The organism is Streptomyces sp. DvalAA-14, from assembly GCF_900091855.1.
Taxonomy (GTDB): Bacteria; Actinomycetota; Actinomycetes; order Streptomycetales; family Streptomycetaceae; genus Actinacidiphila.
The window spans coordinates 1-2,298 of sequence record NZ_FMCH01000283.1 but is presented as its reverse complement, the minus strand read 5'-3'; the positions used below and the strand labels follow the sequence as shown (position 1 = coordinate 2,298).

The 2,298-nt window shown below is 77.5% G+C and carries 1 protein-coding gene and 1 pseudogene; both read right to left on the bottom strand.

Features of this window, described 5'->3' with window-relative positions; translation table 11 throughout:
* Nucleotides 1-1,104, bottom strand: a 1,104-nt coding sequence (locus GA0115240_RS14450) for a hypothetical protein (protein ID WP_161302216.1), incomplete at its 3' end; no start/stop codon positions are given.
* Nucleotides 1,101-2,298 (bottom strand): annotated as a pseudogene (locus tag GA0115240_RS36895) (hypothetical protein); the annotation flags it as partial. The gene GA0115240_RS14450 and the pseudogene GA0115240_RS36895, both read right to left, overlap by 4 nt.

Below are 2,298 nucleotides of genomic sequence, written 5' to 3'. Positions count from 1 at the left end.
GTCCGCCCGGCCGCCGGCCGGCTGCGCCGGGTCCTGCGGCTCCTTCGTGCCGCCGCCGAGCCGATGGCCCTCGCCGCGGAAGACGGCCGGCTCCGCCGGGGCGGCGGGCCGGTCCGCGGTGGCCGGGTCGGTACGCGCCGCGTCCGTACGGGCCGCGTCCGTACGCGCCGGGTCGGCGTCGGATCCGAGCCGGTGGCCCCGGCCGGTGAACGCGTCCGGATCGGCCTTGGCCCCGGGCTTTGCCCCGGACACCGAGCCGTCACCCAGCCGCTGTCCCCTGCCGGAGAAGGCGGCCGAAGGGTCACCGGTCTTCGTCCCGGGGCCCTTCGTGCCGGTCGCCGGGTCCGCGGACTTGCCGTCCAGCCGCTGCCCGGGACCGGTGAACTTCTCCGATCCGGCGGAAGCCGGCGCCCCGCCCGGGGTCGTGGACTCGGCCGTCGAACCCGTGTCGCCGTCCTCGCCGAGCCGGTGCCCGGGACCGGTGAACTTGGCGGCCGCGTTGGGATCCACCGGCGGCGCGGTCTCGTTCCCGTCCAACCGGTGCCCGGCGCCGGAGAACGCCGACTTCCTGGGCGGCTGGCCGGGCTTGGCCTGCTCCGGCTTCTGGGTCGCCGTCTCGGACCCCTTCGAGGGCCCGCGCACAGCGGTGGCCCTCCCCTGCCCGGGAGCGGTGGCCGGGCCTTTGCCCCGGCCGGGCGCCGCTGGGGCCCCGGCCGGCGTCCCGGCGGGCTTCGGGTCCTTCGGGAGGTCGTCGAGAGTGGCGAACTTCTTGCCCTTCGCGGCGCGTCCGGGCTTCGGCGCGTCCGCGCCGCGGCCTGCCGGGCCCGCTCCACCCGCTCTGGCGTCCGCCGCGGCCTGCTCCAGTTTGGCCACCAGCCCCGACAGTGCGGCCCGCGCGTCCCGCAGATCACCGGACGCCTTCAGCGCGTCGGCCTGGGCCGTCTTCGCCTCGGCGTCCGCCTTCCTCGCCGCGGCTTCCGCCACGGTGGCGGCGGCCCGGGCGGCCTTGGCCTTCCCGGCCGAGGCATCGGCTGCGGTCTGCGCGGTCTTCGCCGCGGCGACCGCCTCGGGCGTACCCTCGTCGGCCGCCTGGAACAGCTTCACCCGGGCGTCGTCCGCGTCGGCGTCGGCGGTCTCTTCGCCTCCGCCGATGCCTTGGCGGCGGCCTCGGACGCCTCCTGCGCGGTGTCCGCCTTCGCCTGCGCAGCCACCGCGCGCCGGAACGCGGGCGGCTCCGCCCCGCGCGCCTGTCCCACCGTCTTCACCGCGGAGTCCACGTCCGGCCGCCCCAGCCGGACGTCCTCGGCCGCCTTCTCCCCCCGGGCGAGAGTATCCGCGTGGTCCTGCGCCGCCTTTGCCGCGGCGACCGCTCGGGGCGTCCCGTCGCCGGCCGCGTCGAACAACGACACCCGGGCGTTCTCCTCCGCCGCCCGGGCCGTCTTCGCCGCGTCCGCCGACGCCTTGGCGGCGGTGTCCTGGCGGGCCTTGAAGATGTCGGCGTACTTCTTGGCGATGTCCCCGCGGCTGGGCCTGGTGCCCGCACCGTCCCGCGGACCACCGGCCCCGGGCCCGTCGTCGGCCTTCCGCACCGCCTGGGCCAGGGCGTCCGCGTGCAGCGCCTCGGCCTTCTCCACCGTGGCCACCGAGTCCGACAGCGTGGCGCGCGCGTCGCGCACATCACCGGACGCCTTCCACGCCTCGGCCTGCGCGGTCTTCGCCTCCGCCTTCGCCGTGTCCGCGGCGGCCTCCGCCGCCTTGGCGGCGGCCCGGGCGGCCTTGGCCTTCGCCGCCGAGACCTGCGCTCTGCTCTGCGCGGTCCTCGCCGCGTCCAGCGCCTCGGGCGTACCCTCGTCGGCCGCCTCGAACAGCTTCACCCGGGCGTCGTCCGCGTCGGCGTCGGCGGTCTTCTTCGCGTCGGCCGATGCCTTGGCGGCGGCCTCGGACGCTTCCTGCGCGGTGTCCGCCTTCGCCCGCGCCGACACCGCGTGCGCGAACGCCTGGTGCTCGGCGCCCCGGGCCTGTCCGACCGTCTTCACGGCGGCATCCACGTCCGGTCGGGCCAGCCGGGCGTCCTCGGCCGCCTTCACACCCCGCGCCAGCACATCCGCGTGATCCTGCGCCGCCTTCGCCGCGTCCACCGCACGCGAGGTGCCCGCGTCCGCCGCGTCGAACAACGACACCCGGGCGTTCTCCTCCGCCGCCCGCGCCGCACCCGGCAACCTCGCCGCGGCATCACCCCGCGCCGCGAACAGATCCGCGTACTTCTGCGCGACATCCCCACGACTCGGCCGCCCGCCC